The sequence below is a fragment of the Robertmurraya korlensis genome (assembly GCF_023715225.1).
Taxonomy (GTDB): domain Bacteria; phylum Bacillota; class Bacilli; order Bacillales; family Cytobacillaceae; genus Robertmurraya_A.
The window spans coordinates 244,032-259,335 of record NZ_JAMBNS010000001.1 but is presented as its reverse complement, the minus strand read 5'-3'; the positions used below and the strand labels follow the sequence as shown (position 1 = coordinate 259,335).

Below are 15,304 nucleotides of genomic sequence, written 5' to 3'. Positions count from 1 at the left end.
TATTTGTGTAAAGTACAGACATACAAAATGTTCTTGACTAAGGAATCTCATATCTTGCATCACATACTTTGCACCATCTTCAGGTGAACGAATCACATACCGATCATCATAATTCAAGTTCGTTATTCGCCTTCCTATCTCTACGGCAGCAAGTACTTGTACAGCTTTAGCCATACCAATCCCTTTAATCTGTGTCATTTCATCTAAGGTCGCTTCTTTTAGAAGTCTAAGTCCTTCAAAATGATTTAATAGTCGATTCGCCAATTGAAGAACGGACTCTTCCTTTGTTCCCGTTCTCAAAAGAAGAGCAAGTAGTTCATGGTTTGAAAGGCTTTCTGGACCGCTTTGAACAAAGCGCTCCCGGGGACGGTCTTCTTGAGGATAGTCCTTAATCATTAGTGCTTCTGTTCGCATATCGTACCTCCTAATTTTTTGGGAGGTAGACGTTGAACCTTCATCACCTAAATGGTTGTAATTCGCGGACAAGGCGTGCTATAGGTAATCCAACAACCGTAAAATAATCACCTGAAATTCGTTTCACTAATGTGCTCCCGAATCCCTGTATACCGTAGCTTCCCGCCTTGTCGAACGGTTCACCGGTACTTATATAGGAGTGAATTTCTTCGTCCGTTAACTCCCAGAATGTTACATCCGTCTTTTCAAAAAAAGTCGTAGTACGAGCAGCCGATACAATCGCTACTCCTGTGTAAACAGAATGTGTCAAACCAGATAATTTCCTTAACATCGCAAAAGCTTCAGTTGGGTTATTAGGTTTTCCTAAAATTTCGCCAGCAGCAACAACAATCGTGTCTGCGCCAATGACGATAGATGAAAAATCATTTTTTGACACATGCTTTGCCTTGCGCTCTGCTAAATGGATCACTACTTCATGTGGTGCAAGTTCAGAATGAAAGGTTTCATCCACATCACTTGCTTTTACCTCAAACGGGATTTGAAGAATGGATAACAGTTCCTTTCGTCGTGGAGAGGAAGAGGCTAAAATGAGGTTTTGCATAAGATCACCTTACCTTTTTATTTGGATCATAGGGGAGATACCTTTTTATCGTAACAAAAATTAGGATGATAGTCATTTTTAAACTGAACTTTTTACTTAAAAAAACAGAGCTCGTCAATGGATTGACAAGACTCTGCTATTTTCTCGCCATTTCCCGGAAAATATCCGAAAATGTCGATATTTTTATTTTTCTGATTGGTATAAAGACAAAAAGCTTAATAAATGCTGCTGAAGCTCCGAGTTCTTCTCCTTTGATGGATTTATGGCAATAGTAATAGCTTTGTCTAGTTCCTCTTTGAGATGAATAAATCTTTCACTTTTCATTTCTTTACTATTAATTTTATCCCATTCGGCTTTCATTTGTGTGACATTATTTGAAGCTTCTTCAGGAATGGTTTGTTCGAGTGTGAGACTTGTACTAATTGTCACTAGTGGTGCATATAATTGTGATGCTTGCTCTAGTAGCTTTTGTTCCGCACTGGTGATTTCGTTAAGTTGTATGCCACCAACTTTTATTTCTTTGGCATATATGTCGATACCTTTTTCCGTTAAACTTCCTCCTATTGCTTTAGCACTTTCTTTCGTTATACCAATGCCAACAAGCAGATAACTTCTATCCGTTGTAACAACTGATGAAGGAATTCCCTTTTGATCTAGAACTTTTTTGCCTTCATTTGCTGCTTCAACCGAAGAATAAGCACTTTCTTGGACTACAAAAGTAGATACAACCGGTAATGAATAACTCACAACATTTGCCTGCTCGCTTTGTTGTTCAGTAGGGGGAACAGTCGTTACTACTTCTTGTCCTCCAAGCGTCTGGTCACTTATGACAAGTCTTAAGAGGATAAACCCGAAGCTCATCCCAATAATTACGGCAAAAAAGAGGGCAAAGAAAATGGAAGGAGATAGATTGTTCTTATTTTTCTTAAGGGCATTGATTACGCTCTTTCCCTTATTTGGCTTACTTGTATAGCTAGCAATCTTGTACTCCTCTAGTTCTGGTTCCTCACTAGTTTCTGGCAGAATCCAGTCAAAATCTTCTTCGTTCTTCTCAGCAGAAGCCGCTGCAACTTCCTCATAATTCGGTTCCTTTATACTTGCCTTTTCTACTGCCCGTTTATTGAATTCTAGTTTTCGACCTTCATCTTCGACAAAAGTTTTACTAGAAGTCATTTTTTCTGGTTTTAAGTTTTGCTTATTCTCTTGATACATTCTTGATTTACCATCAATTTTAATCGTGATAGTATTTTTTTTCTGGTTTTCCACTACATTTGCCTCCTTCGAAGATGAGTGCTTGTTTCATCCTATCATAGAGTACAAAAAAAATAACAAGACTTTTGTCGTCTTGTCATGGAATGATTTCGCCAAATTTCTTGGTTATTTTTGTAATTTCTCATTTATTTTACGTATTGAGCTACTCTATTTCTTCCCGCTCGCTTCGCACCTACATATAATGCACGGTCCGCGTGTCGTATTAAAGATTGAGGATCATCCGCATCGTCCGGGGAAGTAGCTACTCCAATTGATGCTGTAATGTTCACTAGCAGCTTTTTATTTCTATCCGAAATATGTTGTTCAAGGGTAAAGGGCCAATTAGCAATCGTTAATCGTACAAGTTCAGCTAGTTTGAGAGCCTCTTGCTTATCAACATCAGGTAAAAGAATCGTGAATTCCTCACCACCATATCTTGCAACCGTTCCCTTTTTTCCAATCAAATTCTCTAATCGACCTGCTATTTCTCTTAAAATTTCATTCCCACTTTGGTGCCCATAAGTGTCATTTACAGTCTTAAAATGGTCGATGTCTAACAAAATAAGAGAGATTTTCTTTCTTTCAGCAGCCACCAATTTCTTGTACTCTGCTTGCAACTCATTATCTAAGTATCGATAGTTGTACAGATTGGTAAGCGCACATCGCTCACTTATTTCTTTTGTCTTCTCATAATGTCTCGCGTTCTCCACCGCTACAGCTAAGTAAGAGCATAATATTTCAAGAATCATAAGCTGTGATTTTTCATACGCCCTTTTTTCAGAGGAAGCTAGCAATAAGATCCCAACCACTTCGTTACTTTTAACAATAGGAACGCAAAGAACACTCTCCATACCCGGAGAAAGCGGCTCCTTTGTTATAGGTCTCCACTCTTTGCTACTCGAGAAAATAAGGGCATTCTTATCTGCCCAAACCTTCCCACCAATTCCTTCTCCTTTTTTTAAAGCTTTCATGGTCTCAAAGGATCGATACTCTTCGTTATTCCTCTCCATCCGAATGATGTGTAATTGCCCATTCTCTTTATCTAACACATACGCTTCATCTACCGGAAGCAAGGTTTTTAATTTTTGTAAGAAGAGTCCCAATACCCCGTCCACATCCAGTCTTTCAGCAAGCTCGTGACCAATTTTCGCCGCTTTTTGGAGATAACTATTCACCTTTTCTGTGGAGTAGTAAAGGTTTAATATGATCGATAGACTAGCAAACGGTACTCCAACAAATAATAGAGCCACAACACCTACCTCAATATATAACGTGTATAGCACTAGCCCTATTGGCAATGTAAGCGTAGAAGTAATAGTCTCCCAAATAAAATCCTTACCAAAGTACTGCTGTTTTTGCTTAAATAAAGCATATCTTATACCTGATAGAATCAACTGATTAAGAGCATAATTAACGACTGCGTATGTAATCGAAATCAGTAGGAGCTTTGGATTCTCTACCAAAGCAAGGCCGTGAACGCCACCTAAAGCATAATAAATCACTCCACTAAGAAGCGAGCAAATAAAAAACATAAGTGAATTAAGGGGAAATCGATATAATTGCTGTTTGGTGACACGGAGTTTAATTAAAAGGACAATGATACCAAATTGCACAAGAATCATTTCATAAAATAGACCAAATGTTAAAAACACCGCCAAGGATACCCATTGAATAAGAAAAATAGGAGTATTATTTACAACCATTGGGACAGATGCTACGAAAGAGATTAACAAAAGAAAAGCAAACAGATCAAAATCAACCCCACTAATTAATGGTGGGAAAAAGGAATATGTTAAATAGAGACCAATTGGGACAATAAATAACCAAGATATCCAAATCATTTTCTTTGCTTTTTGATCCAATTCCTTCCTCCTCCTTTATTAATGGGTGAAAAGACTTATTTTACCTTAAGTTTATCAAAGATTCAGATATTTGTCATAGCTTATTTTACATTGATTCTAGTAGCTTTAGTAATTTGGGTTTTACCTCCGCTAAGAAATATAGCGACCCCGTAATAACAAGTACTTGACTTTCCCTTAGATGAAGTAGTTTCTCTTCAATACTTGTCTCCCAATCCATGTTTTCTTTTTTATGTTCAGACATACTTATCGAGTAAAGTTCCTTGCTTGTTGCTGCACGTGGAAAATCAAAGGATACAAAAGTGATTTGAGAAGCGATCCCATCTAGCTCTTGAATCATTCCGTCTAGCTTTTTATCTCTTAATGCCGCAAAAATGATGTGAATTTCCTTATTATGGTAGCGTTTCTTCACTTCACGGACCAATGTGTGAATTCCCTCTTCGTTATGAGCTCCATCCATAATAACCGTAGGGTTGTTACTTACCACTTCAAATCTCCCTGGCCAATAGGCTTTTTTTATGCCATTTCTAATAGACGTAGAATCAATTAGAAATTGCTTCTTATCATTTAAGAGCTGAGCAGCCATAATCGCTAAGGAAGCATTTTCAATTTGATGTCTACCTATCATCGTCGTTTGAATAGAAGGCCAGTTTTTAACCTCCATCTTCCAATCAAACTCCTCTCCATTTGCTAATGATTGATGGTTCATCACATAAAAGTCTTCCCCTAATACCAAACAATCCGCTTCCTCTTCCAGTGCTTTCTTTTTTATTACTTGTAACGCTTCCGGTTGATGAACAGCTGTAATAATGGGTACATGTGGCTTTATAATTCCAGCTTTTTCAAATGCGATCTTTTCATGGGTCTCACCTAAGATGGCAGTATGGTCCAGACCAATACTCGTAATAATCGACAGAAGAGGCTTAATAATATTTGTTGAGTCAAACCTACCCCCTAACCCGACCTCATATAGTACTATATCAACCGAGCTCAACTGACCAAAATAATAGAGCGACATAGCTGTTATGACTTCAAACTCCGTTGGTCCCCCTAGTTCCGTTTGCTCAAGTTCATCACTTAAAGGTTTAATAATATTGACTAAACGAACAATATCATCGTTAGCAATAGGCTTTCCGTTCACACTAATTCGTTCGTTAAATTGCTCAAAATACGGTGATGTAAAGGTGCCAACCTTATAGCCCTGCTCTTCTAAAATGGATCTTAGGAAAGTAACAGTCGAACCTTTTCCGTTCGTCCCCCCGATATGTACGGAGTGAAAATGTTTCTCTGGATGACCAAGCCTGTTCATCATCCATTCCATTCTTGTAAGACCCGGCTTGATTCCGAGCCTTAATCTAGCATGAATCCATGCCACTGCTTCTTCATAAGTCAAAAACATGATGGTTCACCTTTCATAATATAGTGAGGACGAATCTATTGTAGATTCGTCCTACTAAATATTATAGTCCTTTTAATTCATTTAAACGTGTTTCTACTAGTGCTCGTTTTTCCATGTAGTCTTTCTCTTTGGCACGCTCTTCATTAATTACTTTCTCAGGCGCCTTCTTTACAAAGCCTTCATTGCTGAGTTTCTTTTGAACACGTTCTACCTCTTGGGTAAGCTTAGCGTATTCCTTTCCAAGTCGAGCAATTTCCTCTTCTATATTTAGCAGGCCAGCTAGCGGAAGAATAATTTCTGCTCCTGTTACAACAGCTGTCATCGCCTTCTCTGGTTCATCAACTACCGTTCCAATGACTAATTCCTCAGGATTACAAAAACGCTCAATATATGCACGGTTCTTTTCCAACACAGCAGAGATTTGGTCGTCTTTACCTTTTACTATCATGTTGATCTTTTTGCTTAGCGGAGTATTTACTTCTGCACGGATATTTCGAACAGAACGAATAATCTCAACCAATAGCTTCATATCAGAAGCAGCTTGATGATCTGTTAACTCCTCATTTACTACAGGCCATGGTGCAACCGTAATTGAATCTCCTTCATGAGGTAGATTCTGCCAAATTTCCTCTGTAATGAACGGCATGAATGGGTGTAGAAGTCTCATCGTTTGATCAAGCACATAAGCTAATATAGATCTTGTTGTTAGCTTTGCCGCTTCATCCTCACCATAAAGTGGAAGCTTCGCCATTTCGATATACCAATCGCAGAAGTCATCCCAAATGAAATTGTATAGAACACGACCAACCTCACCAAATTCATATCGATCCGATAGTCTTGTTACGGTTTCAATGGTTTCATTCAGTCTAGTCAAAATCCATTTATCCGCTACAGACTTTTCACCACTTAAGTCAATTTGTTCATATGTTAATCCGTCCATATTCATTAACGCAAAGCGTGAGGCATTCCAGATTTTATTAGCAAAGTTCCAAGTTGCTTCTACCTTTTCCGTGCTATAACGTAAATCTTGCCCTGGAGAGCTTCCTGTTGATAAGAAATAACGCAATGAGTCTGCACCATACTTATCAATGACTTCCATCGGATCAACACCATTTCCAAGTGACTTACTCATTTTACGCCCTTCAGAATCACGAACAAGTCCGTGGATAAGGACATCCTTAAATGGACGTTCTCCCGTGAATTCTAAGCCTTGGAAAATCATTCTCGATACCCAGAAAAAGATGATATCATAACCGGTTACAAGACAATCGGTTGGATAGTAGCGCTTGTAATCACTTGATTCAATATCTGGCCAGCCCATCGTCGAAAACGGCCAAAGTGCAGAACTGAACCATGTGTCTAATACGTCTTTATCCTGTTCCCAGTTTTCAATATCTGCAGGAGGCTCATGGTCAACATGTACTTCTCCTGTTTGCTTGTGATACCACGCAGGGATCCGGTGGCCCCACCAAAGCTGGCGAGAAATACACCAGTCACGGATGTTTTCCATCCAGCGCAGGTACGTGTTCTCAAATCGGTCAGGAACAAAATTCACTTTTTCTTCTTTCTTTTGTAAGGCGATTGCTTCATCTGCTAATGGTTGCATTTTAACAAACCACTGTGTTGATAAATATGGCTCAACTACTGCACCACTTCTTTCTGAGTGCCCAACGGAGTGCATATGCTCTTCAATTTTAAATAATACGTTATCTGCTTGAAGATCCTTAACAATTTGCTTACGACACTCGAAACGGTCCAGCCCTTGGTACTTATCGGCATTTCCATTCATCGTTCCATCTTCGTTCATTACTAGTACACGTTCAAGATTATGTCTATTTCCAATTTCAAAGTCATTCGGGTCGTGTGCCGGAGTTATTTTCACTGCGCCTGAACCAAATTCCATATCTACATAATCGTCACCGACGATTGGAATCTCACGACCAACAATTGGTAAAATAACTGTTTTCCCAATCAAGTCCTTATATCTATCATCCTCAGGGTGAACAGCAACTGCCGTGTCTCCAAGCATGGTTTCTGGTCTTGTGGTTGCCACTTCAATGAACCCTGAGCCGTCACTTAAAGGATACTTCATATGATAAAAAGCACCTTGAACATCCTTATAAATTACTTCAATATCAGAAAGCGCTGTTTTTGTTGCTGGGTCCCAGTTGATAATATACTCTCCGCGGTAGATAAGACCCTTTTTATATAATGAAACGAAAACCTCTCTTACTGCTTTCGACAATCCTTCATCCAGCGTAAAACGCTCTCTGCTGTAGTCAAGACCTAGACCTAACTTTGACCACTGTTCACGAATATGACTCGCATACTCTTCTTTCCACTTCCAAGTTTCTTCTACAAATGCCTCACGACCAAGATCGTATCGGCTTTTTCCTTCGGCACGAAGCTTTTCTTCCACCTTTGCTTGTGTAGCAATACCAGCGTGGTCCATTCCTGGCAACCACAATACATCATACCCTTGCATACGTTTCATTCTCGTAAGAATATCCTGCAAGGTGGTATCCCAAGCATGGCCTAAGTGTAGCTTTCCTGTTACGTTTGGTGGTGGAATTACGATTGTATATGGCTCTTTCTCTTGGTCATTTAGTGCTTGAAAGTATTTTCCCTTTAGCCACCAATCGTACCGACCACGTTCAATCGTATTCGGGTCGTATTTGGTTGGCATTGTTAATTCATTTGTTTCCATTTTGTTCCCTCCTAAGCTAAATACAAAAAAACTCCATTCGTCTAAAAAGGACGAATGGAGTTTGCTTCGCGGTACCACCTTTTTTCCAATCAATAAATAAACCATGATTGGCTCTCAAAATAGATAACGGACTTCCCGTCTTTCACTACAAAGCATAGCTGTTCGTAAAAGATGCTCAAGGGCGACCTTCAATTGGAACGCTTAGAAAACCTTTCAGACGCGAGTTTTCCTCTCTTAAAGCGAGTAACCAACCTACTCTTCCCTTTCAAAGCAGATTTCAGTATTCAATTATGTAAGTTTAAAGATGTAAACCTTCATTTTATACTCCATATACTACATAAAAAAGTATGTTAACGTCAATAAGGATACCCATATTTTTTTATAACCATACATAGAGTAGTTGTAGAAGCATTTTTTCACTTTCGTCTTTGGTATTACTTTATGAACTTAGGAGGGATTGGTGTGAAAAGACGGTATAATCCTTATACATTGCCACCATGGTTAAGGACGGTGAGAGGAGTATGCAGACAATTCATTCTCCCTTTTTGTATCTTTCAAGGAATTCGAACCATTTTTCTCCCCACAACATTTGATGTATTGTTTCTAGCCATACTCATTGCTCTAGCTATTGCATTTCACTTTGAATTTATTTAGGGAGCCCATTAACTTTGGGCTCCCTCGTTACTTTGAGCCGCTGCTGCCGCTGCGGCTTGTTTTTTTTGTCTCTCAATTTCCTCTATACGCATGACAACATACTCAGAATTTTTTAATAACCAATATTGTTTCTGTAGTCTTTGAACAAACTTTCTTTCATTGTGTTCTTTTGATTTATAATACTCTTCCACCACCCTTAACACAGGACCAGGATGAGCAAAATAACCTAATAATAAGAGCATTTCGTCATCTTTTAATGGAAAGTACTTTAAATACACATATAACCAGTCTATGCAGTCATCACAACGCTTTGGAAACGTATTTAACAGTCTTGATAAAAAAGGTAATATATCATGAATGGCAGCTCCTTCTCTGCTGCTTTCAAGATTAACAAAATATCCATATCCTCTATCATCATACAGAAAATGCTCAGAAGAGATCTTACCATGAACCACAACCGCTCTGGCCTTTGTTTCTTCCTTTGTTAGCTCGAACCATTCTTTTAGCTTGTTTTTGGAATACGTTAGTGCTTGACGAATGTCATTGTAATACAAGCAAAACAAGAGTTCGGTAGGGGACATATATTGCTTTCCTTCACACGCTTCAATATAGCCTTCAATAAATTCCGTCTCTTTTTCCCAAAGTGATGAAAGAGAAGAATAATGTTCTTCTTTTTCTTGAGGATCAATGGTCACTTCATGAAGTGACAATGTATGAAGCCTTGCTAGCTCCCGGAAAAGCTGTTGATTTCTTTCATTCCTGTTTTCTTTTTCCTCATTTGGTAACCATGGCATCAAATAATATAATGCTTGATTATGCAAAACCGCATAGCGTCCATCAACCGTTGGATAAACAGGGACAATACGATTGTATCCTTTCTGATACAGATATTGAATATGTCTAATAAAATCGGTTCCGTGTTTAGGAGCTATCTTTTTTAGTGCAAATACTCCTTTATCACAATAAATACGAAAAATATTCCCAAATCTCTCAATAAAGTGTGCCTTTACTCCGTAATTTTTTAACACCGGCTCCATTTGCTGCAAATAATTAATATTCGACAAGGAGGCTCAACCCTTCCATTAAAAACAACAAGGGCAGGAGTTTTCACCTGCCCAATGGTTGTTCTTCTATTTATGGGCAATAGGAATAGGTATATAAAGTACTTGCCCTTCGTATATATCTTGATTTAATTCAAGATGGTTTACCTTAAGTAATTGTTGTACAGGGACTTCATATCGTGACGCTAATTGTTCGACCGTTTCTCCGCTTTGAACGATAGCCACACGAAGTTTTGTTAAGTCTTCCGTCTCTTCTTTTCGAGCAAAAAACTCGGTTAAAGACATCCCCTTTTTTGAAGACTTCTTTTTCTTAACCTTAGGCTGAGGAGGAGGAGAAGAAGAGGATTCTACCTCCACTTCTGGTTGGGTTTCTACTTGAGGCTCAAGTTCGGCTTCTGGAACTTGCTGAAGCTCAACCTCTGGTTCTTCCTCAACGATTTCTTCTGCAACCTCTTGAGGTCCTTCACTTCGAGCTGCTGAAAAAGTAATTTCAGGTTCCTTTGCTTCATTTACCGGAAGTTGTGGTGCTTCAAATAGTTCAACCGTTTTATTTATTGAAACCACTTTTTCCTCTGTATCATCTGCTGATTTTCTCGCTTCCACAGCGAATGGTTCATACTCATGTTCCAAAATCGTTGGTTCCTCTTGTTCTTCAGTACGAAGCTCATAAGACCTTTCAACCTTTTCGTCTATCTCATCAACGGTTGCTTCGCGATAAGCAACTTCAAGTTGAACTTCTTCTACTTCTGCTTCTTCATGTGCTGGTTTGTGCTGCTGATCTCCATAAAGACCAGTAATCGTTAGATCTGCCGTAAGCTTCATACAGCTTCTTTCTTGAAAAAGATAATCAAAACTCTCCACTTCAACATGGATGTCATTAATGCTTTGGATACGGTTATTTGGAATGGTTATATCAACTGGAAAACGGTGTGAAAACTCATAGAGTCCCTCTTCCCTCTCCTCCACATGATGAACGAACTTAGGAGCAGCAAACAAATCTTCCTCCTCATTAGAGCCATCATTGTAACGCTGATATTCCCCTGTTAATTCTAATGCACCTTGAATGGTGACATATTGTTCGTTTTCATGAATCGTAATATTTGGGTCAAGTGAAATAGAAACTAACTCCTCTACTTCCTGTCCTTTTTGAAACCACACCGATTCTTCTAATGAAAATCGTAAGCACGACTCGTTACCCTGAGACAAAGCGACTCCTCCCTTCATATCCTATACGTTTAATCACTATGTCATTATCACTCTATGAACTAGTGAATATTTTTATGAATAAAAGTAATCGCTAAGAGCGTGTTTACATAAAAAAAGAGACCCATTAGAGTCTCTTTCCTTAGAATTATCTTAGCTTTGAAAAGGCAATTGTGATGGCTTGGATTGTTTTTTCGATATCTTCGTTACTATGAGCGGTTGAAAGGAACATTCCTTCAAATTGAGAAGGTGGTAAGAATACACCCTGATTTGCCATTTCTTGATAATAAGTAGCAAAATAATCAAGATTTGATGTTTTGGCTTGCTCGTAATTTGTAACAGCTTCGTTTGTAAAGAAAAATCCGACCATCGATCCCACACGATTGATGGTGTGAGGAATTTCGTATTTTTCTGCTGCTGCTCTTATTCCCTCTTCAAGTAATGCCGCTTTACGCGCAAACTCCTCATAATGATCTGGTGTTAGCTGGCTTAGTGTTTCTAGCCCTGCTGTCATAGCAAGAGGATTACCAGAAAGCGTACCAGCCTGATAGATCGGCCCGCTTGGTGCGATTTGTTCCATAATTTCTGCTCTTCCTCCGTACGCTCCAACTGGTAGCCCCCCACCAATAACTTTTCCAAGACATGTTAAATCAGGAGTAATCCCAAAATATCCTTGTGCACAGTTATATCCAACTCTAAACCCTGTCATTACTTCATCAAATATTAAAAGTGCCCCATATTGGGTAGTAATTTCTCTAAGACCCTCTAAAAATCCTGGTTTAGGTAAAACAACACCCATATTTCCTGCAACAGGCTCTACTATGATTCCAGCAATATCATCGCCGAATTGCTCAAATGCATAGCGAACACTTTCCAAATCATTATATGGAACCGTAATCGTATTTTTGGCAACTCCTTCTGGAACACCAGGGCTATCAGGTAGACCTAAAGTTGCCACCCCAGATCCTGCTTTGATTAACAGAGAATCACCGTGACCATGGTAACAACCTTCAAATTTTAAAATTTTATTTCTGCCTGTATATCCTCGAGCTAGGCGCAAAGCACTCATGGTAGCTTCTGTCCCAGAAGAAACCATACGGACGATTTCAATAGACGGCACTCTTTCTTTTACTAATTTAGCTAGTTTCGTTTCAATCAAACTAGGAGCACCAAAGCTTGTACCAAGTTCTGCCACCTTTTTAATCGCTTCAACGACACGATCATTTGCATGACCCAAGATTAAAGGTCCCCAAGACAATACATAGTCAATATATTCGTTTCCATCTATATCGTAAATTTTCGAGCCTTTTCCTCTCTCCATAAAAATCGGATCCATTTTAACCGATTTAAACGCACGAACTGGACTGTTAACTCCGCCAGGCATTAGTGTTTTTGCTTCAACAAAGGCTTCAATAGATTTAGAATAAGAGCGCATAAGTACCCCTCGTTTCATCAAGTATTAGTTTTCTTTTAACCATCTTGCTGCATCTTTGGCATGATAAGTGATAATAAGGTCCGCACCTGCTCTTTTCATACCAGTTAGCATTTCCATTACAATATTTTTTTCATCAATCCACCCGTTTTGAGCCGCAGCTTTAACCATTGAATATTCCCCACTCACATTATAGACAACTACAGGCAGGTGAAAATTATTTTTTATATCACGTACAATATCCAAGTATGGCATTCCAGGCTTCACAATTAGGAAGTCTGCTCCTTCCTGAACATCTGAACTCGCTTCTCTTAAACCTTCCATTCGATTGGCTGGATCCATTTGATAAGTTTTACGATCTCCAAATTGAGGTGTACTCTCAGCCGCTTCACGAAACGGTCCATAAAAAGAAGAAGCATATTTCACAGCGTAAGACATAATAGGGATATCCTCAAAGCCCGCCTCATCTAAGCCTGCTCTAATGGCCGCAACAAATCCGTCCATCATATTTGAAGGAGCTATAATATCTGCGCCTGCTTTTGCTTGGCTAACGGCAGTATCCGCTAATAATTTCAGTGAAGGATCATTTAAAACTTTACCACCTTCGATCACTCCACAGTGCCCATGACTAGTGTATTCACATAAGCATGTGTCCGCAATAACAACGATATCAGGATATTGTTCTTTTATCACTCGAGTCGCTTCCTGTACAATTCCATGATCATGGAAAGCCCCCGTACCACACTCATCTTTTTCATTTGGGATTCCAAATAAAAGGACGCTTGTAATCCCCAATGCTGCTATTTCATCCATTTCAGTTCTTAATTGATCCAAAGATAATTGAAAAACCCCTGGCATAGATTGAATGGCATTTTTTATATTTTCGCCTTCTACAACAAAAATTGGATATATCAAATCTTCAAGGTGTAAGTGGTTTTCGCGAACCATTGTGCGTAATGTTGCTGACGAACGTAAACGGCGGTGACGAGAAAATGATTGATTCATTTGTTCTCCCTCTTTCTTATTATTTTCATTATACTTTGTAGCATATGATCAATTGTGTATGTATCTGGCATGGCGTCCACATGTAAACCTAGAGCATTAGCCCGTTGAAGAGTAACAGGCCCAATACACATGAACAGGCAATGATCGATAGTTGATAATAAATTCATTTCTTTCACAACAGCCATAAAATGATCCACTGTCGAAGGACTAGTAAAACTTATGATATCTAGCTGCTTTTCTGTTAGCGCCTTCACTAATGCATCCCGACTGCTGTCAGGAAAAAACGTTTCATAAATAACTAGTTCATCCACATGTGCTCCCTTTTTTTCAAGGGTAGTAGAAATAAGTTCTCTTGCTAAGTTTCCTTTAGGAATTAGAACATTCGCCCCATCGCTAATATACGGTGAGAATTCTTTCACAAATGCTTCAGCTACATATTCTTTTGGCTTAAAGTCAACTGTTACCCCTTTTCTTACTAAGGCTTCCTCCGTTTTTTCACCAATAGCAGCAATCTGTATATGATTAAGGACGATCCGGTTGATCCCAAAAGAAAAGAAGGTTTCTACTGTCACATTACTAGTAAAAATAATCCAATCATATTTATGTAGTTTTTTATGAAGGAAGATAGCCAGATTGGCTGAAGTAACTGGTCGAAAGGAAATAAGAGGGATTTCCACTGGAATCCCCCCATATTTCTTGACTAAATCTGAAAATGGTTTTGCATGCTTTTTTCCTCGAGGAACAAGAACCTTCATTCCATCGAGAGAGTAGTCATCACTCATTCACTATCAAGCTCCACTTTCACCGCGTCAATTAATGCTTTTCCTCCGTTAGCAATCAGTGCATCTGCCACTTGCTCCCCTAGCTTTTCAGGATCTTGTCCACTTGCTGATTCCTTTAAGATGGTTTTTCCATCTGGAGTTGCGACAAGCCCTGTAAGAGAAATATCACCGTTTTCTTCAACTTTTGCATACCCGGCAATCGGGACCTGACAGCCACCTTCCATCTTTTGTAGAAAGGCTCTCTCGGCAGTCACTGCTTGTTTGGTTTTCACACAAGTAAATTGAGATAATAAGTTAAGTAGCTGTTCATCACTTTCTCGGCATTCTATCGATAATGCCCCCTGACCAACTGCTGGGATACATACTTCATCATCAATAAACTCTGATACTACCTCACTTGCCCACCCCATTCTGGAAAGGCCAGCTGCAGCAAGTATGATCGCATCATATTCTCCCGTTTCTAATTTAGCTAATCGTGTATCAATATTTCCTCGGATCCACTTTATTTCAAGGTCTGGTCTAATCGCAAGCAGCTGTGCACTGCGACGAAGACTGCTTGTTCCAACAACAGAACCTGGCTTTAATTCATTAACTGGCGTGTGATTTTTAGAGATTAATGCATCTCGATGATCTTCACGAAATGGAATACAACCAATCACTAAACCTTCTGGCAAGACCGCTGGCATGTCCTTCATACTATGTACCGCCATATCTATTTCCTCATCAAGCATTGCCTGCTCAATTTCCTTAACAAATAGCCCTTTTCCACCAACTTTAGAAAGTGTTACATCAAGGATTTTATCCCCCTTCGTAACAATCTCTTTTACCTCAAATTCAAAGGATGGGTCTAATTTCTTCAACTGGTCAATCACCCAGTTTGTTTGTGTAAGTGCAAGCTTACTTCGTCTGGAGCCAACTATAATTTTCCGCATGTAA

Annotated in this window: 12 protein-coding genes, 1 pseudogene and 1 other annotated feature; of the genes and pseudogenes, 1 reads left to right on the top strand and 12 read right to left on the bottom strand. The window is 39.2% G+C overall.

Features of this window, described 5'->3' with window-relative positions:
• Window positions 1–12 precede the first annotated feature (12 nt).
• The 6 genes and pseudogenes from M3175_RS01315 to M3175_RS01290 form a co-directional block, all read right to left on the bottom strand.
• Window positions 13–414 (bottom strand): annotated as a pseudogene (locus M3175_RS01315) (UPF0758 domain-containing protein); the annotation flags it as partial.
• A 43-nt stretch (window positions 415–457) separates the two neighbouring features.
• Window positions 458–1,015 carry a Maf family protein gene (locus tag M3175_RS01310; protein WP_251513769.1) on the bottom strand — a complete coding sequence of 186 codons (558 nt, stop codon included), beginning with the start codon at window positions 1,013–1,015 and terminating at the stop codon, window positions 458–460.
• A 183-nt stretch (window positions 1,016–1,198) separates the two neighbouring features.
• The gene (locus M3175_RS01305) at window positions 1,199–2,281 is read right to left on the bottom strand and encodes a hypothetical protein (protein ID WP_251513767.1); all 1,083 of its coding nucleotides are present in this window, start codon (window positions 2,279–2,281) and stop codon (window positions 1,199–1,201) included.
• A 131-nt stretch (window positions 2,282–2,412) separates the two neighbouring features.
• On the bottom strand, window positions 2,413–4,128 hold the full coding sequence (locus M3175_RS01300; protein WP_306663931.1) for a sensor domain-containing diguanylate cyclase: 1,716 nt from the start codon (window positions 4,126–4,128) through the stop codon (window positions 2,413–2,415).
• Window positions 4,129–4,213: 85 nt separating this feature from the next.
• Window positions 4,214–5,524, bottom strand: coding sequence for a bifunctional folylpolyglutamate synthase/dihydrofolate synthase (locus M3175_RS01295; RefSeq protein ID WP_251513766.1), 1,311 nt, complete (start codon window positions 5,522–5,524; stop codon window positions 4,214–4,216).
• Between the two features lie 61 nt (window positions 5,525–5,585).
• Window positions 5,586–8,231 carry a valine--tRNA ligase gene (locus tag M3175_RS01290; RefSeq protein ID WP_251513764.1) on the bottom strand — a complete coding sequence of 882 codons (2,646 nt, stop codon included), beginning with the start codon at window positions 8,229–8,231 and terminating at the stop codon, window positions 5,586–5,588.
• A gap of 43 nt (window positions 8,232–8,274) precedes the next feature.
• Window positions 8,275–8,509 (bottom strand) — a binding site (T-box leader).
• A gap of 184 nt (window positions 8,510–8,693) precedes the next feature.
• Here M3175_RS01290 and M3175_RS01285 point away from each other — a divergent pair.
• Window positions 8,694–8,885: a YszA family small membrane protein gene (locus tag M3175_RS01285; RefSeq protein WP_371321643.1), complete on the top strand. Its 192-nt coding sequence runs from the start codon at window positions 8,694–8,696 to the stop codon at window positions 8,883–8,885.
• A gap of 8 nt (window positions 8,886–8,893) precedes the next feature.
• Here M3175_RS01285 and ysxE read toward each other — a convergent pair whose 3' ends face one another.
• From ysxE to hemC, 6 genes are all read right to left on the bottom strand, one after another.
• Window positions 8,894–9,949, bottom strand: a complete 1,056-nt coding sequence (gene ysxE / locus M3175_RS01280) for a spore coat protein YsxE (protein WP_251513762.1) — start codon at window positions 9,947–9,949, stop codon at window positions 8,894–8,896.
• A gap of 66 nt (window positions 9,950–10,015) precedes the next feature.
• Window positions 10,016–11,152 (bottom strand): stage VI sporulation protein D, encoded by a 1,137-nt coding sequence (spoVID, locus tag M3175_RS01275; protein WP_251513760.1) that lies wholly within the window; start codon window positions 11,150–11,152, stop codon window positions 10,016–10,018.
• A 145-nt stretch (window positions 11,153–11,297) separates the two neighbouring features.
• Complete coding sequence (gene hemL, locus M3175_RS01270; RefSeq protein WP_251513758.1) at window positions 11,298–12,584, bottom strand: glutamate-1-semialdehyde 2,1-aminomutase; 1,287 nt, start codon at window positions 12,582–12,584, stop codon at window positions 11,298–11,300.
• A gap of 24 nt (window positions 12,585–12,608) precedes the next feature.
• Window positions 12,609–13,586 (bottom strand): porphobilinogen synthase, encoded by a 978-nt coding sequence (hemB, locus tag M3175_RS01265; RefSeq protein WP_251513757.1) that lies wholly within the window; start codon window positions 13,584–13,586, stop codon window positions 12,609–12,611.
• Window positions 13,583–14,368 (bottom strand): uroporphyrinogen-III synthase, encoded by a 786-nt coding sequence (locus M3175_RS01260; RefSeq protein WP_251513755.1) that lies wholly within the window; start codon window positions 14,366–14,368, stop codon window positions 13,583–13,585. The genes hemB and M3175_RS01260 overlap by 4 nt, the downstream gene beginning before the upstream one ends.
• Complete coding sequence (gene hemC, locus M3175_RS01255; RefSeq protein WP_251513753.1) at window positions 14,365–15,300, bottom strand: hydroxymethylbilane synthase; 936 nt, start codon at window positions 15,298–15,300, stop codon at window positions 14,365–14,367. Before hemC ends, M3175_RS01260 begins: the two co-directional genes overlap by 4 nt.
• Window positions 15,301–15,304: the final 4 nt, after the last annotated feature.